This is a genomic window from Actinacidiphila sp. DG2A-62, assembly GCF_035825295.1.
Lineage (GTDB): Bacteria > Actinomycetota > Actinomycetes > Streptomycetales > Streptomycetaceae > Actinacidiphila.
Genome location: NZ_JAYMGI010000002.1, coordinates 4238050 through 4261140, shown reverse-complemented (window position 1 = coordinate 4261140; position 23091 = coordinate 4238050). Strand labels below are relative to the sequence as shown.

Annotated in this window: 27 protein-coding genes and 3 pseudogenes; 14 read left to right on the top strand and 16 right to left on the bottom strand. The window is 71.7% G+C overall.

Translation table 11 applies throughout. The features are described 5' to 3' along the window. The first annotated feature begins 185 nt into the window (after positions 1-185). Positions 186-1739 (top strand): MDR family MFS transporter, encoded by a 1554-nt coding sequence (locus VSR01_RS19080; protein WP_326450413.1) that lies wholly within the window; start codon positions 186-188, stop codon positions 1737-1739. Between the two features lie 188 nt (positions 1740-1927). Then, positions 1928-2392, top strand: coding sequence for a PPOX class F420-dependent oxidoreductase (locus VSR01_RS19075; RefSeq protein WP_326450412.1), 465 nt, complete (start codon positions 1928-1930; stop codon positions 2390-2392). Between the two features lie 17 nt (positions 2393-2409). Here the strand turns inward: VSR01_RS19075 and VSR01_RS19070 are convergent, their stop codons facing one another. After that, positions 2410-3345, bottom strand: a complete 936-nt coding sequence (locus tag VSR01_RS19070; RefSeq protein ID WP_326450411.1) for an aldo/keto reductase — start codon at positions 3343-3345, stop codon at positions 2410-2412. Positions 3346-3420: 75 nt separating this feature from the next. Between VSR01_RS19070 and VSR01_RS19065 the strand changes: the two genes are divergently transcribed. After that, complete coding sequence (locus VSR01_RS19065) at positions 3421-3618, top strand: hypothetical protein (protein ID WP_326450410.1); 198 nt, start codon at positions 3421-3423, stop codon at positions 3616-3618. Between the two features lie 93 nt (positions 3619-3711). Here the strand turns inward: VSR01_RS19065 and VSR01_RS19060 are convergent, their stop codons facing one another. From VSR01_RS19060 to VSR01_RS19040, 5 genes are all read right to left on the bottom strand, one after another. After that, positions 3712-4560 carry an RNA polymerase sigma factor SigF gene (locus tag VSR01_RS19060; protein WP_326450409.1) on the bottom strand — a complete coding sequence of 283 codons (849 nt, stop codon included), beginning with the start codon at positions 4558-4560 and terminating at the stop codon, positions 3712-3714. Between the two features lie 167 nt (positions 4561-4727). Further along, the gene (locus tag VSR01_RS19055) at positions 4728-5531 is read right to left on the bottom strand and encodes an RNA polymerase sigma factor SigF (RefSeq protein WP_326450408.1); all 804 of its coding nucleotides are present in this window, start codon (positions 5529-5531) and stop codon (positions 4728-4730) included. Between the two features lie 233 nt (positions 5532-5764). Beyond that, complete coding sequence (locus VSR01_RS19050; RefSeq protein ID WP_326450407.1) at positions 5765-5929, bottom strand: hypothetical protein; 165 nt, start codon at positions 5927-5929, stop codon at positions 5765-5767. Between the two features lie 110 nt (positions 5930-6039). Further along, entirely contained in the window at positions 6040-7905 is a 1866-nt protein-coding gene (locus VSR01_RS19045) for a phospholipase C (protein WP_326450406.1), read from the bottom strand. A gap of 175 nt (positions 7906-8080) precedes the next feature. Beyond that, positions 8081-8728, bottom strand: a complete 648-nt coding sequence (locus VSR01_RS19040; protein WP_326450405.1) for an FMN-dependent NADH-azoreductase — start codon at positions 8726-8728, stop codon at positions 8081-8083. 144 nt (positions 8729-8872) lie between these two features. Here VSR01_RS19040 and VSR01_RS19035 point away from each other — a divergent pair, with 144 nt between their 5' ends. Together VSR01_RS19035 and VSR01_RS19030 are read left to right on the top strand one after the other, a co-directional pair. Next, on the top strand, positions 8873-9286 hold the full coding sequence (locus VSR01_RS19035; protein WP_326450404.1) for a winged helix-turn-helix transcriptional regulator: 414 nt from the start codon (positions 8873-8875) through the stop codon (positions 9284-9286). Between the two features lie 187 nt (positions 9287-9473). After that, positions 9474-9863, top strand: a complete 390-nt coding sequence (locus VSR01_RS19030) for a VOC family protein (protein ID WP_326450403.1) — start codon at positions 9474-9476, stop codon at positions 9861-9863. Positions 9864-9925: 62 nt separating this feature from the next. Here VSR01_RS19030 and VSR01_RS19025 read toward each other — a convergent pair whose 3' ends face one another. Genes VSR01_RS19025 through VSR01_RS19015 form a run of 3 tightly spaced genes read right to left on the bottom strand, consistent with a single transcriptional unit; the run spans position 9926 to position 10883 of the window. Continuing rightward, positions 9926-10279 (bottom strand): hypothetical protein, encoded by a 354-nt coding sequence (locus tag VSR01_RS19025; RefSeq protein ID WP_326450402.1) that lies wholly within the window; start codon positions 10277-10279, stop codon positions 9926-9928. 50 nt (positions 10280-10329) lie between these two features. Further along, positions 10330-10452: a hypothetical protein gene (locus tag VSR01_RS19020; protein WP_326450401.1), complete on the bottom strand. Its 123-nt coding sequence runs from the start codon at positions 10450-10452 to the stop codon at positions 10330-10332. Beyond that, positions 10449-10883, bottom strand: a complete 435-nt coding sequence (locus VSR01_RS19015) for an ATP-binding protein (protein WP_326450400.1) — start codon at positions 10881-10883, stop codon at positions 10449-10451. Before VSR01_RS19015 ends, VSR01_RS19020 begins: the two co-directional genes overlap by 4 nt. Positions 10884-11016: 133 nt before the next feature. Between VSR01_RS19015 and VSR01_RS19010 the strand changes: the two genes are divergently transcribed. The 4 genes from VSR01_RS19010 to VSR01_RS18995 all read left to right on the top strand — a co-directional run bounded on the left by VSR01_RS19010 (position 11017) and on the right by VSR01_RS18995 (position 13326). Continuing rightward, positions 11017-11883: a helix-turn-helix domain-containing protein gene (locus tag VSR01_RS19010; protein WP_326450399.1), complete on the top strand. Its 867-nt coding sequence runs from the start codon at positions 11017-11019 to the stop codon at positions 11881-11883. Next, positions 11880-12083, top strand: a complete 204-nt coding sequence (locus VSR01_RS19005) for a DUF397 domain-containing protein (protein ID WP_326450398.1) — start codon at positions 11880-11882, stop codon at positions 12081-12083. Before VSR01_RS19010 ends, VSR01_RS19005 begins: the two co-directional genes overlap by 4 nt. 99 nt (positions 12084-12182) lie before the next feature. Further along, complete coding sequence (locus VSR01_RS19000) at positions 12183-12290, top strand: DUF397 domain-containing protein (RefSeq protein ID WP_326450397.1); 108 nt, start codon at positions 12183-12185, stop codon at positions 12288-12290. A 193-nt stretch (positions 12291-12483) separates the two neighbouring features. Further along, positions 12484-13326: a hypothetical protein gene (locus tag VSR01_RS18995; RefSeq protein WP_326450396.1), complete on the top strand. Its 843-nt coding sequence runs from the start codon at positions 12484-12486 to the stop codon at positions 13324-13326. Positions 13327-13331: 5 nt separating this feature from the next. On the opposite strand, the gene VSR01_RS18990 is transcribed toward VSR01_RS18995, so the two are convergent. The 6 genes and pseudogenes from VSR01_RS18990 to VSR01_RS18970 form a co-directional block, all read right to left on the bottom strand. Next, positions 13332-13967: a DUF6879 family protein gene (locus VSR01_RS18990; protein ID WP_326450395.1), complete on the bottom strand. Its 636-nt coding sequence runs from the start codon at positions 13965-13967 to the stop codon at positions 13332-13334. 128 nt (positions 13968-14095) lie between these two features. Next, positions 14096-14590: a DUF6879 family protein gene (locus tag VSR01_RS18985; RefSeq protein WP_326453710.1), complete on the bottom strand. Its 495-nt coding sequence runs from the start codon at positions 14588-14590 to the stop codon at positions 14096-14098. Between the two features lie 120 nt (positions 14591-14710). Next, positions 14711-14980 (bottom strand): hypothetical protein, encoded by a 270-nt coding sequence (locus tag VSR01_RS18980; protein ID WP_326450394.1) that lies wholly within the window; start codon positions 14978-14980, stop codon positions 14711-14713. A gap of 139 nt (positions 14981-15119) precedes the next feature. Continuing rightward, a complete protein-coding gene (locus tag VSR01_RS18975) occupies positions 15120-15740 on the bottom strand; it encodes a tetratricopeptide repeat protein (RefSeq protein ID WP_442785686.1) in 621 nt (206 codons plus the stop codon). 87 nt (positions 15741-15827) lie between these two features. Beyond that, positions 15828-15959 (bottom strand): annotated as a pseudogene (locus tag VSR01_RS37845) (tetratricopeptide repeat protein); the annotation flags it as partial. A 677-nt stretch (positions 15960-16636) separates the two neighbouring features. After that, positions 16637-17416, bottom strand: a pseudogene (locus VSR01_RS18970) (NB-ARC domain-containing protein); the annotation flags it as partial. Positions 17417-17720: 304 nt separating this feature from the next. On the opposite strand from VSR01_RS18970, the gene VSR01_RS18965 reads away from it, so the two are divergent. The 4 genes and pseudogenes from VSR01_RS18965 to VSR01_RS37835 all read left to right on the top strand — a co-directional run bounded on the left by VSR01_RS18965 (position 17721) and on the right by VSR01_RS37835 (position 21028). Continuing rightward, the gene (locus VSR01_RS18965; RefSeq protein ID WP_326450392.1) at positions 17721-17990 is read left to right on the top strand and encodes a hypothetical protein; all 270 of its coding nucleotides are present in this window, start codon (positions 17721-17723) and stop codon (positions 17988-17990) included. Continuing rightward, on the top strand, positions 17983-18603 hold the full coding sequence (locus tag VSR01_RS18960) for a DUF6879 family protein (RefSeq protein WP_326450391.1): 621 nt from the start codon (positions 17983-17985) through the stop codon (positions 18601-18603). The genes VSR01_RS18965 and VSR01_RS18960 overlap by 8 nt, the downstream gene beginning before the upstream one ends. A gap of 1360 nt (positions 18604-19963) precedes the next feature. After that, positions 19964-20536 (top strand): annotated as a pseudogene (locus VSR01_RS37840) (hypothetical protein); the annotation flags it as partial. Between the two features lie 114 nt (positions 20537-20650). Beyond that, on the top strand, positions 20651-21028 hold the full coding sequence (locus VSR01_RS37835) for a tetratricopeptide repeat protein (protein ID WP_442785685.1): 378 nt from the start codon (positions 20651-20653) through the stop codon (positions 21026-21028). Here the strand turns inward: VSR01_RS37835 and VSR01_RS18950 are convergent. Beyond that, entirely contained in the window at positions 21019-21897 is an 879-nt protein-coding gene (locus VSR01_RS18950) for an NAD-dependent epimerase/dehydratase family protein (protein WP_326450389.1), read from the bottom strand. The two genes, VSR01_RS37835 and VSR01_RS18950, sit on opposite strands and share 10 nt — an antisense overlap. A 292-nt stretch (positions 21898-22189) precedes the next feature. Between VSR01_RS18950 and VSR01_RS18945 the strand changes: the two genes are divergently transcribed. Continuing rightward, the gene (locus tag VSR01_RS18945) at positions 22190-23056 is read left to right on the top strand and encodes a helix-turn-helix transcriptional regulator (RefSeq protein ID WP_326450388.1); all 867 of its coding nucleotides are present in this window, start codon (positions 22190-22192) and stop codon (positions 23054-23056) included. The last annotated feature ends 35 nt before the right edge of the window (positions 23057-23091 follow it).

The window sequence follows — 23091 nt, the reverse complement described above, 5'->3', positions numbered from 1 at the left end:
CACTCTACAACTATTCGCGCTATGGTTGCTCTAGGCAACCATAGGAGAGGTGCGCGAGGCCCGTGGCGGCAACAGCGGCAGAGTCAGGTCCGGGAAACGCGGCGAACGCGAAGAACGCGGCGAACGCAACGAACCCGGCAATCGGGGGAGACCCCGCGGTACCCGCGGGGGCCGAGACCCCGGCGATGACCCACCGGCAGATCATGGAGGCCCTGTCCGGCCTGCTGATCGGCCTGTTCGTGGCGATCCTGTCGTCGACGATCGTGTCCAACGCGCTGCCGCGCATCCTCGCCGACATCGGCGGCGGGCAGAGCGCGTACACCTGGGTCGTCACCGCGTCGCTGCTCGCGGTCACCGCGACCACCCCGATCTGGGGCAAGCTCTCCGACCTGTTCAGCAAGAAGCTGCTGATCCAGCTCGCGCTGGTGATCTACGTGTTGGGGTCGGTGGTCGCCGGGTTCTCGACCAGCCCGGGGATGCTGATCGCCTGCCGGCTGGTGCAGGGCGTCGGCGCGGGCGGCCTGTCCGCGCTCACCCAGGTGATCATGGCCGCGATGATCTCGCCGCGGCAGCGCGGCCGCTACAGCGGCTACCTCGGCGCGACCTTCGCGGTGGCGACGGTCGGCGGCCCGCTGGTCGGCGGTGTGATCGTGGACTCCTCGCTCGGCTGGCGCTGGTGCTTCTACGTCGGCGTGCCGTTCGCCGTGGTGGCGCTGATCGTGCTGCAGAAGACGCTGCACCTGCCGACCGTCCGGCGCGAGGTGAAGATCGACTGGGCGGGCGCGTTCTTCATCACCGCCGCGGTCTCGCTGCTGATGATCTGGGTGTCGCTGGGCGGCGACACCTACGCGTGGATGTCCTGGCAGACCGCCGTGATGGTGCCGCTGGCCGTGGTGCTCGGCGCGGTGTTCGTGGTGATCGAGACGCGGGCCGCGCAGCCGATCGTGCCGCTGCGGCTGTTCCGCAACGCCACGATCACCCTGACCTCGCTGGCCAGCCTCTTCGTGGGCGTGGCGATGTTCGCCGGGACGGTCTTCCTCAGCCAGTACTTCCAGCTGGCCCGCGGCAAGACGCCGACGATGTCCGGTCTGATGACCATCCCGCTGATCGCCGGGCTGTTCCTGTCCTCGATGATCAGCGGCCGGATCATCACCCGCACCGGGCGCTGGAAGGGCTTCCTGGTCGGCGGCGGCCTGCTGGTCACCGCGGGCAGCGTGACCCTGGGCACGATCCGGGCCGGCACCCCGTACCCCGAGGTGGCCGTCTGGATGGCGCTGCTGGGCCTGGGCATCGGCATGATGATGCAGAACCTCGTGCTGGCGGTGCAGAACCAGGTCACCGTGGGCGACCTCGGCGCGGCCAGCTCGCTGGTCACCTTCTTCCGGTCGCTCGGCGGCGCGGTCGGCGTCAGCGCGCTGGGCGCGGTGCTCGGCAACCGGGTCACCCACTTCGTCTCCGACGGCCTGGCCCGGCTGCACATCGACCACGCGGCCGGCGCGAGCGGCGGCATCCCCGACGTGGACACGCTCCCCGCGCCGGTGCGGGGCGTGGTCGAGGGCGCGTACGGGCACGGCGTCGCGGACGTCTTCCTGTACGCCGCGCCGTGCGCGCTCGTTGCCTTCATACTGGTGCTCTTCATCAAAGAAGTTGCCCTGCGCAACCGAAACGGTTTGCAGCAGGCCACCGCGGGTACAGGCCGTTCGGCGGAAGCCGAAGGCGTCCGTCCCACGGGGGCGTAGAAGAAGTCCCGTGCCACCTGCCTGTTCCCGCAGCGGAGAGGTCCAGGCGGGTGGACCGGGATACGGGTCCTGGCGGCAGCCGAGGCAGGGGACGGCCGAGGCGAGGCCGCCGGGACCCGAACAGGAGGCGGCCGCCGCGACCAGGGACGGACACGGCGGTCCGCTTCCGCGCGACGTAGGCTGCGGGCATGGCTCCCAACATCGCCACGAACACGACCGTCTCGCTCGACGAGCTGCTGGACTTCGTCCGGCCCCGGCACCGGGCGATCCTGCTCACCACCCGCGCGGACGGCCGCCCGCAGGCGTCCCCGCTGACCTGCGGGGTGGACGACTCCGGGCGGATCGTCGTCTCCACCTACCCCGAGCGGGCCAAGACCCGCAACGCGCGGCGCGACGAGCGCGTCAGCGTGGTCGTCCTGTCCGACGAGTGGAACGGCCCCTGGGTCCAGGTCGACGGAACCGCGGAGGTCCTCGACGTCCCCGAGGCGGTCGAGCCCCTCGTCGAGTACTTCCGCAACATCTCCGGGGAGCACCCCGATTGGGCGGAGTACCGCGAGGCGATGATCCGCCAGGGCAAGTCCCTGATCCGCGTCACCCCGACCCGCTGGAGCCCCATCGCCACGGGTGGCTTTCCAGCCCGGCTCGCCCAGTAGCCCCCGGCGGCGGGCGCTCAGCGCGAGGCGTGGTCGAGCAGGGACAGCTCTTCGGGGGTCAGCGTCAGCTGAACCCCCGCGAGCAGCGCCGGGAGCTGCTCGGGCGTCCGCGCACTGGCGATCGGCGCCACCACCGTCCGCTGCGCCAGGAGCCACGCCAGCGCCACGCTGCCCGCCTCGACCCCCCGCGCTCCCGCCACCTCGTCGAGAGCGGACAGCACCCGCTCCCCCCGCTCCGTCCCCACATACCGCGACGCCCCCGCCGCCCGCGCGCTCGCGACCTGCGTGCCCACCCGGTACTTCCCGGTGAGGAACCCCGCCGCCAGCCCCGCGTAGGGCGCCGCGGACAGCCCCCGCGCCGCCACGAGATCGGCAGCCGCCCCCTCGTACGCCTCCCGCTCCACCAAGTTGTAGTGCGGCTGCACGATCTCGTACCGCGCCAGCCCCTCCCGCTCCGCGAAGTCCAGCGACGCGGCCAGCCGCTCCGGCGAGATGTTGGACGCGCCGAGCACCCGCACCTTCCCGGCCTTCACGAGCGCGTCCAGCGCGGTGACGATCTCCTCGACCGGGGTGTCGGGGTCGTCCCGGTGGGTGTAGTAGACGTCGATGTGGTCGGTGCCCAGGCGGGCCAGCGACGCGTCGGCGCCGCGCCGGATGGTGTCGGCCCTGAGCCCGCGCAGCTGCGGGTGCGAGCCGACCTTGGTGGCGATGACCACGTCGTCGCGCCGCCCGCGCTTGGCCAGCCAGTGGCCGATGACGGTCTCGGACTCGCCGCCGGAGTTGCCCTCGACCCAGGCCGAGTACGCGTCCGCGGTGTCGATGAAGTCGCCGCCGGCGGCCGTGAAGGCGTCCAGGACGGCGAAGGACTGGTCCTCGTCAGCGGTCCAGCCGAAGACGTTGCCGCCCAGGGAGAGCGGGAAGACGTCGAGAGATGAGGTTCCGATGCGTGCCATGCCCACGAGCCTACGGCGCTCTCCCCCGCGGGCGGGGGTGCCGCCGTTCACAGGGACACGCTAAGGTCAGGCGGCATGTCGAACCACACGCCTCAGCCGGACCACAACTACGACCCGGCCGGCAGCACGCAGATGTTCCGTGCCTTCGTCGACGAGCAGCCCCCCGCAGCGGAGGTGCAGCGCGCGCAGACCAAGGTGCGCGCGGGCGTCGTCGTCGGCGCGGTGATCGTCCTGCTGGTGATCGTCGGGGCGATCGCCCTGGCGATGAAGTAGCCCCGCACCCCCGCCGGGCAGGGGCGCGGCCGGGCGAGGGCGCGGACGCCCAGCCGGACCAGGGCGCGCGGCAGCGACCCGCGCGCCCCTTCCCTACGCCTCCGCCGTCAACCCCTCGCGCAGCTGCGACAGGGTCCGCGTGAGCAGCCGGGAGACGTGCATCTGCGAGATGCCGACCTCCTCGCCGATCTGTGACTGCGTCATGTTCGCGAAGAACCGCAGCATGATGATCTGGCGCTCGCGCGGCGGCAGTTGCGCCAGCAGCGGCTTGAGCGACTCGCGGTACTCCACGCCCTCCAGCGCCGTGTCCTCGTAGCCGAGGCGGTCCGCGAGGGTGCCCTCGCCGCCGTCGTCCTCCGGCGGCGGGGAGTCCAGCGAGGAGGCGGTGTACGCGTTGCCGACCGCGAGGCCGTCGACCACGTCCTCCTCGGAGACCCCGAGGCTGCCGGCGAGTTCGGCGACGGTCGGCGAGCGGTCGAGGCGCTGGGACAGCTCGTCGCTGGCCTTGGTGAGCGCCAGCCGCAGCTCCTGGAGCCGCCGCGGCACCCGCACCGACCACGAGGTGTCGCGGAAGAATCGCTTCACCTCGCCGACGATCGTCGGCATCGCGAAGGTCGGGAACTCCACGCCGCGCTCGCAGTCGAACCGGTCGATTGCCTTGATCAGCCCGATCGTGCCGACCTGGACGATGTCCTCCATCGGCTCGTTGCGGCTGCGGAAGCGGGCGGCGGCGTACCGCACGAGGGGCAGGTTCAGCTCGATCAGGGTGTCGCGGACGTAGGTGCGCTCCGCGCTGTCCACCGGCAGCTCCGCCAGGCGCAGGAAGAGCGAACGGGACAGCGTGCGGGTGTCGATGGCCTCGCCGTGAACGCCGTGCGGAGCATCGTTCGGTGCGGTCGCGTCAGGGCTCTGCACCTTGGGACTGCCCACCTGTACGGACATGCCACCCCCTTGAGGTCGCGGACGGGTGTCGCGAGCGACGGTTGTTCCTCCTCTGGAATACCGGAGGTCCGCCCGCGACAAACGCGGTCTCCGCAGAATGTCACATGTCGGCAACACGCTGTAGCGCCATGTCGACATATCCGCGCAGGTGGCCTAATCCCGCAGGACTACGCTTCGAGCTGGTTTGCGGATCGCAGCCGGGCGAAGCTGCGCGACAGCAGCCGGGACACGTGCATCTGGGAAACGCCCAGCTCGGCGCTGATCTGCGACTGGGTGAGGTTGCCGAAGTAGCGCAGCAGCAGGATGCGCCGCTCCCGCTCGGGCAGTTGCACCAGCAGGTGCCGGACCAGGTCGCGGTGCTCGACGCCGCCGAGCGCCGGGTCCTCGTAGCCGAGCCGGTCCAGCAGTCCGGGAGAGCCGTCGCCCTCCTGCGCGGCCTCCAGCGAGGTCGCGTGGTAGGCGCGGCCGGCCTCCAGGCACGCCAGCACCTCGTCCTCGGACAGCTTCAGCCGCTCGGCGATCTCCGCGGTGGTCGGCGACCGCCCGTGCAGCACCGTCAGATCCTCGATCGCGCCGCTGACCTGGACCCACAGCTCGTGCAGCCGGCGCGGCACGTGCACGGTCCGCACGTTGTCCCTGAAGTAACGTTTGATCTCCCCGACCACCGTCGGCATCGCGAAGGTCGGGAACTGCACGCCGCGGCTGGGGTCGAACCGGTCGATCGCGTTGATCAGCCCGATCGTGCCGACCTGGACCACGTCCTCCATGGGCTCGTTGCGGCTGCGGAAGCGGGCGGCGGCGTAGCGCACCAGCGGCAGGTTGACCTCGATCAGCGCGGCCCGCACCCGGGTGTGCTCGGGCGTGCCCGGCTCCAGTTCGGCGATCTGCTCGAAGAGCACCTGGGTCAGCGCCCGCGCGTCCGCCGCGTTGGCACTGGGCGTCCGTGTCCTGGTACGGGCCGGCACCGGCACACCACACCCCTTTGCGTTGACGTTCTGCGTTGACGCTTCGTGTCGACCTTCGCTGCCCCCGCCGGGCGGAAACACCTCGTTGAATGTCGCAAAAGCGGTCATAGCATCACAATTCATGTGTCCGTTGCGCAAGCACCGCATATTGCCGTGTTGTACGAACAGGGGCGCCCCCGGCACGGCGAAGCCCCCGCCGCGGGTGCGGCAGGGGCTGCTCCTCGCGGCCGGAACGGCCGTCAGTTCGCGAGGTCGTGCATGAACTTCCCGATGCTCTTCGCGGCGTTGGATATGCCCTCGAAGCCCACCTGGACGAGGTCGGCGGCGCGGGCGGGCTGATCGATGATCGTGTAGAGCACGAAGATCACCAGGATGTAGATGGTGACCTTCTTCGCCTGTGCCATGCTCCTTGCCCTCCCCAGCCGCGATTCCGCACCAGCGGTCACAAGTCTGCAATCGGTGAAGTCTATCCTCCGGACAGCGTAATCAGACGACTGGTCAGGGCCATCATCGGTTAAGACGACCGAGGTGCGCGGCGCCGTCGCCGCAGCAGCCACGCGCCCGCCCCGGCCGCCGCGAGCGCCACCGCCGCGCCCCCGGCCGCGACCTGACCGCCGCTCAGCCCGCCGCCGACCCCCGGCAGTCCGCCGCCGCCCGCCGAGGCGTACGCCGCGGCCGGCGCGACCCGGTCCGCGTCCGGCAGCGCGGTCATCCGCCCGGCCGCGACCCGCACGGGCGGCGTCGCCGCCACCGAGCCGTCCGCGGCCAGCAGCACCGCGCGCCGCTGCGGGTGCGCGAAGTCGAACATCCCGTCCAGCCGGTGCGCCGTCGCGTCGAACGAGCCGCCGCCCAGCCGCCCGGTCCCCCAGTTGTCCTCCACGAACCGCAGCACCGAGGACTGCGTGGTCAGCGTGTGGTCGACGTGCCCGCGCCGCGCGTACGGCGAGATCAGCAGCAGCGGCAGCCGCGGACCGGGCCCGCAGCGGTCCTGCTGCCCGCCCAGCGCCGCCGGGCCGCGCCGGCACATCGGGGTGTCCGCGGCCGCGTCCGTCGAGCCGTTCGTCACCGGCGTCATCGCCTGGTCGTACCAGCCGTCCGAGTCGTCGTACGCCACCACGACCGCCGTGCTCGCCCACAGCGGGGACTTCTCGATCGCGTTGATGTGCGCGACCAGGAAGTGCTGCTCGTCCAGCGGGTCGGAGTAGCCGGCGTGGCCGTCCTGGTACTGCGCGGCCTTCAGGTACGACACCGCGGGCAGGTTGCCCGCCGCCAGCGCGCGGTCGAAGTCCCGCAGGTCGTACTGGTGGTTGGCCCGGTCCTGGCGGCCGATCATCGCGGTCGAGGTCGGCGGCAGGTGGTGCGGGTTCGCCGTCGAGGCGACGTACTGGAACGGCTCGTGGTGCGGCGAGTAGTCCAGCACCCGCGCGCCGCCCACGTTGGTGTGCGCGGAGCCGCACACCGCCCTTCCGCCGGGCGTCGAGGTCGGCGCGAAGCCGCCCTGGAACCAGCCCCACGTCACGCCCTTCGCGGTCAGCAGGTCGCCGATCGTCCGGCCGCGCACCGCGGTCAGGCGGTCCTGCGCGGTGCGGTTGGCGTCCGAGCAGTCGTCGTACGCCGGGTCGGAGTCGGCGTACACCGTGCCCACGCCGGTCTTCGGGTCCGGGCTGCCCACGGTGGTGGAACGGTCCGGCGGCAGGTGCGCGCCCGTCTCCGGGTCGACGGTGACCCCGCCGTACGTCGTCCCCGCGACCAGGTTCAGCGCGCCCGGCGTGGACGGGCCGAACACGTCGCCGAAGCTGTTGTCGCCCAGCGTGTAGTTCTGGGCGTAGTTCCACAGCGCGGTGACGGTGTTGCCGTCGAAGTAGTCCATGGTCAGCCCCGGGCTGCCGTACTCGCCCGAGCACCTGTCGCTGCTCGTGTGCTCCACGAACCGGTCCATCCGGCCGCCGTCGAACGCCTGCTGCTCCGGGGTGTAGCTGTGGTTCTGGTCGCAGGTCAGCGCCTGGGCCGGGGTCAGCCGGCGGGGCTGGTACTGGTTCGGGTTGTGCGTCAGCAGGCGGGCGTGGTCGCTGAGGAGGTTCACGGGGGCGGCGGCGCCGGGGGCGGCGGGCGCGGCGGTGAAGCGGGTGCCGTCGGTGTTGGCGGCTTTCGGGTACGTGCCGAAGTAGTGGTCGAAGGAGACGTTCTCGTCGAAGAGCACGACCAGGTGCTTGATGGGGGAGGCGGTGGCGCTCCGCGCGGGGGCGGTGGCGCTCCGCGCGGAGGCGGGGTTCGCGCCGGAGGCGGAGGCGGGGTCCGCGCCGGAGGCGGGGGCGGGGGCGAGTGCCGCGGCGGCGGCCAGGGCGGTGGCCGCGAGCGCGGCGGGCAGGGCATGGTGCATGGGGGAGGTCCTCTCCTCGTGCCGGGGCGCGGCGCCGGGGGCACGTGGGGCCGCCCCGGACCGTTCCGTCGGATCACCGGGACCCTTCCACGCTCCCGTGGCCGCCCCCGCCCGACGTGCCGCCCCGCCCGCCCAGGGTCACCCGGGTAGGGCCGCCCCCGCCCCCGGCCCGGGGTCAGGCGGCGGCCGCGCCGTGGTTCATCGCAGCGGCGAGCTCGCGCGCCCGGCGGTGGGCCTCGGCCATGGACGCCTCGTGCTTCGGCAGCAGGTCGGCCATGGCCGGTGCGTGGGGCGCCATCGTCAGTTCGGGAACGATGACGGTGACGTCGAGGCCCAGCATCTCCTGGCGGCCGAGCAGGGTCTCAAGGACGGGCACGACGTAGTCCAGCCCGTGCTTGGGTGTGCCGGGGCCGTAGCCGCCGCCGCGCGCCGAGACCACCACCGCCGGGCGGCCGGCGGCCGGTGCCGGGGCCTGGAATTCCAGGGTGCGGCCGAAGACCATGATCTGGTCCAGCCACGCCTTGAACGCCGACGGCATCGTCAGGTTGTACATCGGGACCGTGAAGAGGTAGGCGCTCGCGCCGAGGAACTCCTCGATCAACGCGTCCTGCGTCGCGGCCGCTTCGGCTTCCTCGGCCGTGTACCGGGCGCGAGCGGTGGCGCGGGCGGATATGCCGGCCGCGGACAGATGGGGCACCGGCGAAGCAGCCAGGTCGCGGTGGACGACCTCGCCCCTCCAGCCGTCCAGGAAAGACCGCGCGACCTGGCGCGAGACCGAGGCCGTGCCGAGCGAGGAGGAGTCGATGTGCAGCAGATAGGACATGGGTCGGTCCTTCGGAGGTGGTGGTGGGCGCGCTCCGCCGGTCCGGGAGCGGGCCCGCACGGGGATCGTGCGGAGGAGTGGCGTGACGGCCCGGAGGCGTCACATACTGGTGGTGCGGTTACGCACCAGATGAGAGGCAAAGGGATGACGCCAGCGCGACAGATCGCAGGGCCGTGCCGGACCTGGCCGGAGGACAGCGCGTTCATCCGCGAGGTGCTCGACCGCATCGGCGACAAGTGGACCGTGCTGATCGTCAGCACGCTGAGCGCCGGTCCGCTGCGCTACTCCGACGTGCAGGCGAGCATTCCGGGGATCTCCCAGCGGATGCTGACCCAGACGCTCAAGCACCTCGAGCGCGACGGGCTGATCACCCGGACCGCGTACCCCGAGGTCCCGCCGAGGGTGGAGTACGACCTCACCGAGCTGGGCCGCTCGCTGATGGAGGCGGTCATGGCGATGGCCGGCTGGGCCGCCGCGCACCACCGTGAGATCGCCGCCAACCGCGCGGCCAGCGAGCTGACCGGCGTCGGCCGGGCCAAGGCAGCGGCCGGCGCCTAGCCGGATCGTGCGCGGTGCGACCATGGTCCCTCCTCACCTCACTGCTGGTGTGTAACCCCATCATGAGTGAGTAAGGAAACGCTTACAAAAGGCACTTCCACGTGCGTGAGGCCGCGGACCCGCAGGCGGGCGCGGCGAGCCCGGGGCAGCCGGGAATATCGGGCGGGACCTCAGCGGTTGGCGGAGCGTGGAGAACGTGATCGGTGTCCTGGCCAGAGTCTTCGTCGACGACCTCGACGCAGCCCTCCCCGTGTACCGCGACCTGGCCGGAGGCCGGCCCGCGCAGCGCTTCGCGTTCAAGGGCGTCGAGCTGGCCCGCGTGGGCCCCTTCCTCCTGCTGAGCGGCGACACCGCGCCCTTCCGCGACCGGGTGGCGACGATCCTGGTCCGCGACGTGGACGCGGTCGCGGACGCGATCACCCGCGCCGGAGGCGACCTCGTGGACGGCCCCGCTCCCGGCCCGAACGGCCGACGCCTGATCGCCGCCCACCCCGACGGCTCGGTGTTCGAGTACATCGAGGAGGGCGGCGCGAACGGCGAGAGCGACAGCGGAACCGCCCCCGCGACCTCAAGCTAGGGCGAACCTGGGCCGCGCCGCGCCGCCGTTGCCCGCGGGGTTGGGTGGGTTGGCCGGTGTGGTCATGCCCGGCCTTCGGTCTGCCAGGAGTGCGGCCCGGGGTGGGCGGCGAAGTGGCCGCAGGGGACGTGGAGTTCGGGGGAGTGGCTGGGGCAGTCGGGGCGCAGCAGGACGGTGGTGGGGAAGTCGTCGGTCCAGCGGGTCCACAGGGCGCCGGCGTTGGTTCCGGGCAGGTGGTCGTAGACGATGGCGTAGTGCTCGCCTTCGGTGTGCTGTCCGAGGTGGCACATGAGGTCGTCGGCGACCAGGTCGGGGTCCACCTCGGGGTAGAGCACGGCCACTTCGGCCCGCATGCGCGGCGTGAGGTAGGTGGTCTCCTCGCACTGCGCCGGCGCGGCGCCCTCGCCGTCCCTCACGCCCGGTACATCCCTTACGTCACTTCGTGATGCGTTCACGGTTCCGCCGTTCACCTTTCGTGGAGTTGACTGAGTTGGTGGAGGAGCGCGGCCAGGACCGGCGCCGTGGTCGCGAGCAGGGCGACGTAGAGCGGTCCTGCGTAGCGGCCGAGTGCGCGCAGCAGCGGCCTCACCGGGACACCTCCGCCCAGACGGTCTTGCCGGGCGCGTCGGGCCGCAGGTGAACTCCCCAGCGCCGCCGGGTCAGTTCGTCGACCAGGTGCAGGCCGCGCCCGCCGAAGTCGTCCGCCGTGGCCGGCCGCATCCGCGGCCACCGCTCGCGGTCGGCGTCGTAGACGTCGAGCCGCACGCCGTCGCCGCCGGGCAACAGGCTGAAATGCGTCTCGACCGTCCCCGCCGGGTTCCGCGCGTGCTGCACCGCGTTGGTCATCAACTCGGACAGCACGAGCTCCGCCACGTCCGCTAGTTCGCGCAGCGCCCACCCGGTCAGCGCGGCCCGTAACGCCCGCCGCGCCCGTCCTACCGACGCCGCCGCCTGCGGCCAAGCGTGCATATGCGGCTCGCTGGCCGCCATGGCGGCGTTCCGGGTGCTCGCGACAGGCATGGCGTCGCCCTTTCCGTGTTTCGGTCCCGCGCTAGTAGCGGTTCCTCTAGGTTGGGACCTAGGCACGGCGAGTAACAGACACTGCGCGTATTCGGAACGGCCTGAATACGTTCGGCCAACGGGAGGGCACGCCATGGAATCTGTCGAGAAGCGCATCAGCTTCGGACGTGAGGCCGAGCAGACGGGCGGTGGCATCGTGCCCGTCTCCTGGTTGGCCTATCTCGGCCAGGAGTTGCGCGTCGCGCGCGAGCAGCGCGGCAGGTCGCTCCGCCAGTTGGCCGCGCACACCTCGTACTCGTACCAGCAGATCAGCAACGTCGAGGCGGGCCGCCGCACACCCTCCGAGGCGTTCGTGAAGGAGGTGGACGAGGCGCTGGAGACCGGCGGGAGGTTCACGCGCCTGCTGCGGCGGGTGCTGTCGGACGCGCTGCCGTACTGGTTCCAGGGTGCCGCCCGAGAGGAAGCGAAGGCGATCCGCATCCGGACCTACCAGCCGCAGGTGGTGCATGGGTTGTTGCAGACCGAGGGGTACGCACGCGCACTGCTGCGATCCGCACCGCCGCGGCCGTCTGGGGAGAGTACCGAGACGCTTCTCGCGGCACGACTCGCCCGCCAGTCAATCCTTACGGGCAAGTTTCCGCCCTACTTCTGGCTCATCCTGGACGAGGCGGTCCTTCGCCGCCCCGTAGGAGGGCCGAAAGTAATGGCCGAGCAGCTCGAACGCCTGCTCGCGGAAGAGGAAAACCCCAACATGATGATCCAGATCCTGCCGTTCTCCGCAGGCGCTCACCCCGGGGGAGACGGCCCCTTTATTCTCTGGTCGTACGAGGACCGGGGTGATGTGCTGTACGTCGAGGGGCTTCTGACCGCGAGCATCGTGGAGAAGCCGGCGGATCTGGAGAGTGCTCGGCTGTCATACGATCTGCTGCAGGCTGCCGCGTTGCCGCGCGACAAGTCCTTCGAGATGATCCGCGACGCCTTGAAGGGATACACCACATGATCGACCTGACGGGTGCCACCTGGCGGAAGAGCACGTACAGCGGTCCCCAGGGAGGGGACTGCGTCGAGGTCGCCGACGGCGTCCCCGGCGTCATGCCGGTCCGCGACTCCAAGGACCCCGAGGGCCCGGCCCTCGTGTTCGGCGTGGACGCGTGGACCGCGTTCGTCGCTGACGTGAAGGCCGGCCGCTTCTCCGCCTGACCCGAACGGTACGAGGACCCCGGCGCCGGTATGTGGTGCCGGGGGCTTTGCCGTGCGCGTGGCGAGTTCGCGCTCTGGTCGCGCGGCGGCGTGCCTGGTGTGCTGGACGTACCAGGCAAGGACCCCGAGGGCCCGGCCCTCGTGTTCGCCGCGGCGGCCTGGGCGGCGTTCGTCGCGGACGTGAAGGCGGGGCGCTTCCCGGGCTGACCGGTTTCGGGCCAGCCGGATCTGCCGGGTGCGGGGGGCGTTGACCGGGGGTGCGGTGCCGGGGGCGAGAGGGGTGGTTCTCCGGGGAAACGTGATGCGGTGGGCAAAGCGGATGATGTGACCGAATCGGGTCGTCACAGCGGCCCGGTGCGCGGCGAGGATGTCGGGGACCTCCACCGCGAAGGGACACCGCATGTCGAACCTGGGCTTCTCGTCGGACGACTCCTCGGGCAGCGACGAGGGCGACGGCGGTGACGTGCCGTTCGTCTCCGAGGAGGAGGACGAGAACGAGGACGAGGACAGCGGGAGCGAGGACAGCGGAAGCGAGGACAGCAGGAGCGGCAGTAGCAGCGGGAGCAGCAGCGCGGGGACGAAGCGGGCGGCCAAGGGCGGGGCGACGTCGGCGAAGAAGCGCCGTAAGGGGTCCGACGGCCAACCGATCATCGACTGGGGCCGGGAGTCCGACGACACGTGGAGCGGCGAGGAGTCGTCGGCCGGCTCGTCCGGGAACGGCAGCGGGAGCGCGGAGGAGTCGGAGGCGTCGCAGTCGCGGTCGCAGTCCGGCTCGGAGGCGGAGCTGGACGAAGTCGAGGAGGCCGTGCGGGAGTTCGTCCGCGTGGCCGCCACGTGGGCCGCGGCCAACGGTGACCGCGTCGACCTCGCGTTCGCCAGCGACGGGGGCTGGGAACTGTGGCTGGAGGTCGAGCTGTTCCTCGCCCTGCACGCGGCGGACATCGAGGTCAGCCGCCAGTTCCCGTACGGCGCGGCGTCCCCGCTGAAGGCGGACCTGCTGCTGTCGCAGACCGTCATCGTCGAGCTCAAGGCGCAGACCGGCAAGGAGACCGCGGAGCAGTTCCGCCGCCGGGTCGCTGCGGACAACGCGAAGATCGACCAGCAGGCGGGCGAACTCCCCGCGCTCGTGGTCGCGTTCGCCTACGAGTCCACCGGCGTCGCGGGCCTCGCGTCCGACTTCACCTCCGCCGGCATCCCGGCGGGCCCCCTCCGCATCTTCTACGACACGAGCACCCTGTCCTGACCCCCCTACGCCGCCGGCGGCGGAGGCAGGTGGGCGACGGCCCGCGCGAAGTAGTCCTGGATGTCCTCGGCGACGGCGTACGCGCGACTGATGTACGCCACCCACGGCTCGATGATCTCGGGGTCGGTGAACCGGATCGCGCCGAGGGACGCACCGGCCTCGCTGTACAGCACCCGGTACAGCGTCCGGCCGCCGAGAATGACGACCTCGGGCAGCAGCTTGTCGGTCTCGGCGGCGGCGACGTCCTTCGCTGAGATCACGCGGCTTGGGTTGCCGGCTTGGGCGCGCACATGGAGCGAGTGCAGTTCCCACTGCATGTACGGCGTCAGCGGTTCTTCCACCACGCGAAGGCGGCGGAACGGCGCATTGTTCAGTCTGTCCGTCTCCGCGGCGCCGCGAAACTGATTACGCCTGGCCTCGAACAACCGCAGAGCCCCCGCCCAATCACCCCGGCGCAGAGCGTCCCGTGCGGGACTGTCCTCCTCGAAGTGCTGCAACCGCTCCAGCTTCCAGGACTCCGCGTCGCGGATCACCTCGCGCCGCTCGCGGAAGTCCCGCTTGTAGCCCGGCCGTTCGAGGCGCTGGCCCAATTCCTCCGGAAGCGCGGGAGCGTGCAACTGGCCCAGCTCGCCCATGCTCATGGCGTACTACCTCCGTGCATCCGTGTGACGACCCTTTGTCACCATGCAACGTACGTGAGGCGTAGGGGCCCTGCACGCGTCACGGATGTGCCAAGTTCAGCTGTCACGCAGTGGTGACGGGGGCCGTTTCAGGCGGCCGGCGGCGGAGGCAGGTGGGCGACGGCCCGCGCGAAGTAGTCCTGGATGTCCTCGGCGACGGCGTACGCGCGACTGATGTACGCCACCCACGGCTCGATGATCTCGGGGTCGGTGTAGCGCCGTGAGCTTTCGTACGCTCCGGCCTCGGTGTAGAGGATCTCGTACAGCGTCCGGTTGTCCAGGACGACGATCTCTGGCAGCAGCCCGTCAATCTCGTCGGCGGCGACTTCCTTGGCGGGGAGCACGCGCACGGGGTGGCCGACCTGAGCGCGCATGTGGAGCCAGTGCAGTTCCCACTGCACGTAGGGCGTCAGCGGCTCCTCCACGATGCGGAGGCGTCGGAACGGCGCGCTGCGCAGCCGATCGGTCTCCGCAGCCTCGTGGGCGTCGTCGCGCCTGGCCTCGAACAGCCGCAGCGCCTCCGCCCAATCACCCTGGCGCAGAGCGTCCCGGCTGGCGCTGCCCTCCTCCTCGAAGTGCTGCAGCCGCTCCAGCTTCCACGACTCACCATTCCGGATGGCCCCCCGCCGCGCCCGGAAGTCGGCGACATAGGCGTCATCGTCCAGCGGCTCCCCCGGTCGACCGGAAGCGCCGGGGCACGGAGATCAAGCATCAGGAATGTCCGCCTTCGCCGCGCTGAGCATGTTGCCCGGGATGATGATCAGGCGCTCATCCGCCCTGAGCGTCACGCCCTGCGGCAGGCGCGAGCCGTAGTGCTCGGTGAGGTCACGGCCGATGACGGCGATGTCGCCGTTGTCGAGTTGCCAGATGTCCGGGCAGTCGTCCTCTTCCTCGGAGTTGCCCAACTCCGCGGCCGACTTGCCCAGCCGCTTGACGAATAACGCTGAGAGATCGGCTTCCCATACGTCGGCCATGACGTGACACCTCCGTGTACCCGCTATATGACGGACCGTCAGCACATAAGTTACCTTATGCATAAGGCCTTGTATGTGACACATTCGCGCCGAGTCCGGGGGAACAGCGGGTTGCTGGCGGTGACGTACTGGCGGTGGCCTATCCGTCGATGCGGGTGCGGAGGGCGGTGGCGCGGGGGTCGGTGTACTCGGTGAGGTGGGTGAGGGCTTCGGCGCGCAGGGCGCGGGCGGCGTCGGGGTCCGTGGCCTGGAGGCAGGCGGCGAGGTGTTCCGACTCGACGGCGAGTTCCCAGGTGTCGCCGAGGTCGCGGTGGACGGCGATGGCCTGTCGGTGGAACGCGGCGGCCTCGTCCTCGCGGTCCATGGCGGCGTAGGTCTGTCCGGTGCCGCGCCAGGCGAGTGCTTCGCGGGTGCGGTCGCCGAGGCGTCGGTGCAGCATCGCGGACCGCTGGTAGGACGCGAGCGCGTCACCGTACGCGCCCTGGGCTCGCTGGACGTTGCCGAGGGTGATCAACCAGAAGCCTTCCAGGGTGTGGTTGCGAAGCGCGAGGGCGATGGCGATCGCCTCGTCGATCGCCTCCCGGGCTGCCGCGAGATCTCCTTGCTCGCGGCTGACCTCGGCGGTGATGTACAAGGCGTTGCCCACGCTCCGCTGGTTGCCCAGGGCCCGGTGGGCGGCCAGCGCCTCCCGGGCCGCGGTCCCGGCCTCGGGGAGGCGGCCTGCTTCTAGATGGGTGCTCGCCGCGTTCGCCAGAGCCATGGCCGCGCGGTGCGGCTCGTCCAGATCCTGGAAGACGGCTGCCGCGCGCCGGAACTGATCAGCGGCCGCGTCGAGGCGGCGGCTGTCCAAGTAGACGAGGCCGATGAGGTTGAGCGAGCGCGCCTCGCCGAGCCGATCGGCGCTCGCCCGAGCGAGGTCCAGTGACTGCTCGTGGCATTCCAGGGCTTCGTCCAAGCGATGGCCCCGCCGGAACGCCATGCCGAGATAACCGAGCAGCCGGACCTGGGCGGCGGTTTCGCCCGCGCGTTGCGCCGCCTCCGCTCCGACCCGTCCCGTGGGGGTCCAGTCGGTGGCCGGCGAGGAATGGGAGCGGATGTGCCACAGCACCTCGGCCAGTTGCCAGGCGAGCGTGTCGAATCCCGCGGACGCCGCGACCGGCGCGAGCCGGAGCAGCGTCGCGTGCTCGCTCTCGGACCAGTCGACCGCCGCGTCGTAGTCGGCGAAGGCCGGCGTCGGAACGGCGGTCGCGGGGCCGGCAGCGGGACGCGGACCTCTGCGGGCTTGATCCTGTCCTGTGCGGCGTCGGCGGTGCGTAGGTACCAGTCGAGCAGGCGGCGCAGGGCGGCTTTCTGTTCGTGTGGGGGTTCTTCGGTGTGGGCTTGGTCGGTGGCGTAGGCGCGGAGGAGGTCGTGGAACTGGTAGCGGTCGGGGGCGGTTTGTTCGAGGAGGTGTGCGCCGACGAGGTCGTCGAGGTGTTGGCGGGTGTGGGGGATGGTGTGGTGGGTGAGGGCTGCGGCGGCGGGGAGGCCGAACTCGGGGCCGGGGTGCAGGCCCAGGAGGCGGAAGGTGCGGGCGGTGGGTGGGGACAGGGCGCGGTAGGACCAGGTGAAGACGGTGCGGACGGTTTCGGTGTCGTCGTCGGTGCCGGTGCTGAGGGTGTTCCAGAGGGCGGATTCGTCGCGGAGGTCGGTGATGAGGTCGTGGAGGTGGAGGTGGGGGTGGGTGGCGGCGCGTTCGGCGGCGATGCGCAGGGCGAGGGGGAGGCGGGCGCACAGGCGGGCGAGTTCGGTGAGGTGGTGGTCGTCGTCGTGGGGGCGGTAGCCGGTGGTGATGGTGCGCAGGAGGGCGACGGCTTCGGGTTCGGGGAGGGTGCCGAGGGTGAGGCGGTGGGCGTTGTCGCGGACGGCGAGGGCGGACAGGCGGCTGCGGCTGGTGACCAGGACGAGGTGGTTGCCGCTGCCGGGCAGCAGGGGGCGGACCTGGGCGGCGGTGGCGGCGTTGTCCAGGACGATGAGCATGCGGCGTTGGGCGAGCAGGGAGCGGTAGAGGGCGGCGGCGTCGTCGGTGTCGTGGGGGATGTCCGCGGCGGGGACGCCGAGGGCGCGCAGGAAGCGGCGTAGCGCCTGCTGCGCGGTGACGGGCTGTCCGGGGTCGTAGCCGCGCAGGTTGACGAACAGCTGCCCGTCGGGGAAGCGGTCTTTGACCTGGTGGGCCCAGTGCAGGACGAGTGAGGTCTTGCCCGCGCCGGCGGTCCCGGCGACGATGTGGACGCAGACGACGGTCTGTGCGTCGTCGTGGCCGGCGAGCGCGGCGTCGAGCTGGCCGAGTTCGGTGCTGCGGTTGACGAAGGCGTGGACGTCGGCGGGCAGTTGGCGTGGAGCCGTGCCCTGTCCGGCCGCGGGCTGCGTGTGGTGGAAGTGGATGTCCCCGGTCACGCTCCCGGCCTGCACGACATCGCGCGAGGACCCCGACAGATCGTTCCGCGCATCGTGATTCCCCGTGGACACACCCACCTCCGCCTTCGCCAGCGCCGCCCGCGCCGTCACCACGCCTGTGACGCACGGTCACACGAAAACGGTACAGCGCGCACAGGACCCTGTACGCAGCGCATCCACGCCAACGCACTCACGCCGAGCCGAGCGCGTCCCGCAGGAGATGTCGGCGCGTAGTCGTCCTGTGCCCGTGCGCCACCCTCGGTATCGTGGGAGGCAACGGTCCGTAGCGAAGTGGGGGACAGTGATGGCTCGCGCGTGGGAAGCGGATCCGTCGGCGTTGTTCGTCAGGCGACTGGGCCGGTCGGCGAAGGAACTGGGCAACTCCGGGGACAAGAAGGAGTGCCCGGACATCTGGCAGCTCGACAACGGCGACATCGCCGTCATCGGTCGCGACCTGACCGCCGCATACGCCTCGCGGCTGCCCGCGGGCGTGAGTCTTGCGCAGGACGAGCGGCTGGTCGTCATCCCCGGCAACATGCTCAGCGCGGCGAAGGCGGACATTCCTGATGCTTGACGCCCATCCCCCAGAGCTCCACGCCGGGGAGGGTGAGCGCCTCTCCCGCGCCGAGTACGGCTCGGACTTCGGGCGCCGCTACGCCGCGCTACGCGATGCCGACTGCTGGAAGCTGGAGCGGCGGCAGCACTTCGAGGAGACGGACGACGCCAGCCGTGACGCGCTTCGCCGCGGGGACTGGCCGGAAGCCCTCCGCCTGCTCGACGCACGGCGGGACGCCTTGCACGAGGAAGCGGTGGCTGACCAGAGGCAGGGCGTCACCTTTCACCGGGTCCGCGTGGTCGAGGAACCACTGACCCCGTACATCCAGTGGGAACTGCACTCGCACCGCAACCGGGTGCGGTACGCGGGGGAGAAGATCCGTGTCCTGGCTGCCGGGGCGATCAGTCGAGCTGAAAGTGCCGGACAGCTCCCTGAGTTGACCATCCTCGGCGCGGCGGCCATGTTCCGCGTGGTGTACACCGACGCGGGCGTACCGGACGGCGCGGTCCGCTTCACCGACCGCGCCACCGTCGACTCGTGGACGGCCTATCTGCGCGGTCTCTACCTCGCCGCGGAAGACCTGGACGCCTACTTCGACCGCGACGTGGCCCCGCTCCCTCCGCCGGTATGAGCGGGACGGGGGACGCGGAGCGGGGAGGAGGCGATGCCCGTGGACGGGACTCGTCGAACGACCTGTCGGGCACCTCGCACGATGTCGTGCAAGCCGGGAGTGTCGCGGGAGGCATCCACTTCCACCACGCCGCGTCGGACAACCGCCGTGAAGCCTGGACCGCGCCGAGACAACTGCCCGCCGACATAAGCCTGTTCGTCAACCGAGCCAGCGAACTCGGCCAGTTGAACGCGATTGTGCCCGGCCGGGACGGCGGCGGGCTGGTGGTGAGCGTCTATGTCATCGCCGGAACCGCCGGCGCAGGGAAGACCTCGCTGGCGCTGCGGTGGGCCCATCACGTCAAGCACGAGTTCCCCGAGGGCCAGCTCTACGTCAATCTGCGCGGTTACGACCCGGGCGAGCCCGTTTCCCCGCGTGAGGCGCTGCGCGGGTTCCTGGGCGCCATGGGCGTACCGGCTGCCGAGATCCCCGGTGACACGGACACCGCTTCCGCCCTCTACCGTTCGCTCCTGGCCGAGCGGCGCGTGCTGATCGTGCTGGACAACGCGGCTACCGCGGCCCAGGTGAGACCGCTGCTGCCCGGCAGCGGGCGGAGCCTGGCCCTGGTGACGAGCCGAAGCCGATTGGCGGGTCTCGCCGTTCGCGACGGTGCTCGCCGGCTGACTCTGGGCACCCTGCCGGAGCCGGAAGCGGTCGCCCTCTTGAGAGCGGCGACGAGCGGCTACCGGCCCGAGGACGACGAAGCCTCGTTGAAGGAACTGGCACGACTGTGCGCCCGCCTTCCACTGGCCTTGCGCATCGCGGCCGAACGTGCCGCCGGGCAACCGCACTTGCGGCTCCGCGACCTCATCGCCGATCTGCGGGACGGGTCAGCTCTCTGGGACACCCTGAGCACCGGGGACGAGGGGGAGGCGGACGCCGTCCGGACCGTCTTCGCCTGGTCCTACCGCGCGCTGTCCGGGCCCGCGGCCCGTCTGTTCCGCCTCCTCGGCCTGCACCCGGGACCCGACTTCTGCCTCCATGCGGCAGCGGCCCTGTCAGGCATGCCGCACGGTCGGACCCGGCAACTCCTGGACGATCTCGTCGGCGCACATCTGCTGGAGCAAACCGCTCCGGACCGCTACCAGTTCCACGACCTCCTCCGTGCCTACGCGGCCGACCAGGCACGGCAGGAGACGCCGCCAGGGGAAGGGGACCTGGCGCTGCGACGTGTCCTGGACTGGTACCTGCACACCGCCGACGCGGCCCAGAGTTGGATCGAGCCCGAGGAGGAACGGCTTCCGCTCAGCCCGCCGGAACCGGGCGTGCAACCGTTGGCTTTCACCGGCTACGACGAGGCCGTGGATTGGGCGGAGCGTGAATGCGGCAACGTCCTGCGGACCGTCGGTGCCGCGGCGTCAGCCGCGTGGGCGAGGCGCGCCTGGCAACTCGCGGCAGTGGCGTGGAACGCGTTGCCCCCCTCTGCCGCGCTCGGCGACTGGATCGATGCCGGCCGTACCGGACTCGCGTCGGCCGAGCGGGCCGGGGACAGCAAAGCGCGGGCTTTTCTGTCCCTCTGCCTGGGCATGGCGTACCGGAGTGCCAACGAACTCGACCAGGCGCTGGGCTTCCTCGACACGGCGCTGGACCTCTCGCGGACGCTCGGGAACGTGCGCGACGAAGCGGACGCGCTCAACCTCATCGGCCTGATCCACTTGCGCGCCCGCCGACTCGACCGTGCCGCCGGGCTCTTCCGGGAGGCCGCCGACCTCTTCGGGGCGAACGGCAGCCCGCGGGGGAGGCCATCGCCCTGTCCAACCTCGCCACGTGTCGCCTTGAGGCAGGCGACCTCCACACCGCGGGCGAGACCGCGCACAGGGCCCTGGCCATGCACCGCTCGGCCGGCAACGAACGCAGCGAAGGGGGCATGCTCCGGGACCTGGCGGAGCTCCACCGCGAACTGGGCGACCTCACAACGGCGTTGGAGGCGGCGAGCGACGCCACGGACATCGCCGTACGCCTGCGTCACCGCCGCCTGGAGGGCCACTGGCTGATCACCTTGGGCAACGTGCAGCAGGCGGCATCCCGCTACCCGGAGGCGCTGGCCTCCTACCAGCGCGCCGCGATGCTCCACCGCCGGCTGGGCGACCGCAGCAGGGAAGCGTTGGCGTGGCGCGGGACTGGCGAGACGTACCGGCGCCTGGGGCGGCACGAGGAAGCCGTCGCCTTTCACCGCAGAGCCGCTGCCGTGCACGAAGAGCTCGGCGACGCGTGGAACCGCGGCGTGGAACTGGACTGCCTGGCCACCGCTCTGCTTGCGACGGACCCGGCCCAGGCCCGCCGGTGCTGGCGCGAGGCGCGGGACCTGCTGGCCGCCTTCGACGACACCCGTGCGAACGGCGTCCGCTCACGCATCGACCAGCACCTGGGCGGGGCTCATGCGTAGGAGCCCGTGCGCAGGTCGTCCAGGAGTGCGGGGGCCTCGGGGGTCCAGTTGACGGCGCGTTCCGCGCGGGACGGGTCCAGCGGGGTCGAGCGGGTCAGCACCGCCGCGTAGGGGCCGAGCGCCTGCTCGGCCTGTTCCCGCGTGATCGACACTGCGCGGGTGCCCGTCGTGTGCGCCACCGCCTCCGCGATCTGTCGCATCGTGACGTGCGTGCGCGACGCCGCGTTGACCACGAGCCCGTGCTCGGCGCGGGCGATCACCGCGGCGTAGAGGCGGGCCAGGTCGTCGACGTGCACCGCGCTCCACGCGTTCGCGCCGTCGCCGATGTACGTGGCGGCCCCGCGCTCGCGCGCCCCCGCGATCATGCCCTGCAGCAGGCCCGAGCCGCCGTGCCCGTAGATCAGCGCCGCCCTGACCACCGTCACCGCGGGTCCCCGCGCGGCCAGCACCTGCTGCTCGCCCAGCACCTTGTACGGCTGCGGCGAGCCCTCGGCGTCCACCGGCGTGTCCTCGTCGGCGGTCGCGCCCCGCCCGTCCGGGTAGACCAGGCCGGTGCTGGTGTAGACGAACGGCGTGCCCGGCCGCGCCCCGCCCAGCAGCGCCGCGAGCGCGGGCTCCTCCACCTCGCGCATCGCCGGGTCCGCGAAGTCCACGGCCGCGTGCACGATCGCGTCGGCCTCCGCGGCGGCGCGGCGCAGCACGGCGGTGTCCGCGAGGCTGCCCGCCACCGGCCGTGCGCCGAGCGCCGCCACCTTGTCGCCGGCCGCCTGCGAGCGGGCGAGGGCGCTGACCTGGTGGCCGGAGCCGATGAAGTGGCGGGTGAGGTGGCCGCCGAGGTAGCCGCTGCCGCCGGTGAGGAAGATGTGCACGGGATGTCCTTGTGGTGTCGGGGGTGGGTGGCGCCGGAGGTGTCCGGGGCGCTCGGGGGCGCCTGGATTCCCCAGGGCGCCTGGGGGCGCCCGGGGTGCCGGGAGCGCCCGGATGCCCGGGGGTGCCCGGAGCGCCCGGCGTGCCGGGAGCTTCCGGAGCGTCCGGAGACCGGTCTCCACCAGCCTTCGGCCGCCGCCGACGCCCATCCAGGGACTGTCGGTCCATGGCTGCGCGCCCCCGCCCGCCGCCCGTGGCTCCCGCCGCGCCGCGCCGCGTCGTAGCGTGGTGACCATGGACAAGGACGCGCTGGCAGCCTTCCTGCGCAGCCGCCGGGAGCAGCTCCGGCCGGAGGACGTGGGGCTCCCGCGCGGCTCGCGGCGGCGCACGCCGGGGCTGCGGCGCGAGGAGGTCGCGCAGCTCGCCCACATCTCCACCGACCACTACAGCCGCCTCGAACAGGCGCGCGGCCGGCACCCGTCGCGCCAGGTGCTGCTGGGCATCGCCCGCGCACTGCGGCTGTCGGACCAGGAGCGCGTCCATCTTTTCTCGCTGGCCGGCGAGTTGGACCACGCGCCCGGCCGGCAGCCCACCCGCGACGTCGCGCCGTCCACCGCCGCGCTGCTCGACCGCCTCGCCGACATGCCCGCGCTGGTCGTGGACAACACCTGCCAGGTGATCGCCTGGAACCCGCTGGCCGCCGCGCTGTTCGAGGACTTCTCCGCGCTGCGCCCGCCGGACCGCAACATCCTGCGCCGCATCTTCCTGGGAGCGGGCGGCGAGCCCGGTCAGGGACGCGGCGCCGTCTACGGCGTCACCGACCCCGAACGCTTCATGACCAGCGCGGTCAGCTACCTGCGGCTGGCCACCACGCGCTACCCCGACAGCGCGGAGCTGCACTCCCTCATCGCCGAACTCCTCGCCGGGAGCGCGGATTTCACCCGCCTCTGGAACTCCCAGGAGCTACGCATCGAGCACCACGCCCGGCAGGTCTTCCACCATCCGCGAGTGGGCCCGATCGAGCTGACGTTCGACATCCTCACGCTCCCGGACCGCGACCAGCAGCTGATGCTCTACACCGCGGACCCGGACTCCCCGGCGTACCGCACGCTCCAACTCCTCAAGGTCATCGGCACGCAGAGGATGGACGCGCGGGCGTGACGCGTGGGTGCGGCGGGGTCGGGTACGTCACCTCA